This window comes from Vibrio sp. 03_296, from assembly GCF_002265885.1.
The window spans coordinates 1-674 of record NZ_NPKW01001097.1 but is presented as its reverse complement, the minus strand read 5'-3'; the positions used below and the strand labels follow the sequence as shown (position 1 = coordinate 674).

Sequence of the window (674 nt, the reverse complement as noted above, 5' to 3'; positions counted from 1 at the left end):
TAATGACGTTTTAAACAACGGGAAAATAATTATTACTCAGCAGTTAACATAAAATTTACATTTACGATTGGTCTGTAAATTGGCTCGTACAACGCAAAGGGGTAATCGAAGAGGGAATGGCACGCTTTTGTGTCAAATTATGGTTATTCGCTAGCGGTGTAACAAATGTTTTACATTTTGGCGTATGGATTGAATTTTTCGTAGTAGACAGGCGCTATTCCAATTCTTCTGACTCTGGTTCAAGTTAACAAAGTGTTAACAAATAAACACAGTCTAAAAGGAGAAAGTCATGGTGGATGCAATCAACCCACTGGGCACAGACGGATTTGAGTTTGTCGAATACACCGCCGCCGATAACACAGGTATCGAGCAGCTTAAGCATTTGTTTTCCTCGCTGGGCTTTGCGGAAGTCGCCAAGCATCGCTCGAAAGAAGCTTGGTTATATCGCCAAGGCGATATCAACTTTGTCGTTAATGCTCAGCCGCACAGTCAGGCTGAGGAGATTTGCAAAAGTTCATGGACCTTCAGTATGTGGGATGGCATTTCGAGTGCAAGATGCAGCGTCAGCACTTAAGCATGCATTAACCAATGGCGCAGAAGAATACAAAACAGAAATAGGACCGATGGAACTGAGTATCCCTGCTGTGCATGGCATTGGTGGCAGTTTGCTCTAT

1 pseudogene is annotated in these 674 nt (G+C 43.0%); it reads left to right on the top strand.

What is annotated here, in order from left to right:
* Positions 1 to 289: 289 nt before the first annotated feature.
* A pseudogene (locus CIK04_RS30045) lies at positions 290 to 674 on the top strand (4-hydroxyphenylpyruvate dioxygenase); the annotation flags it as partial.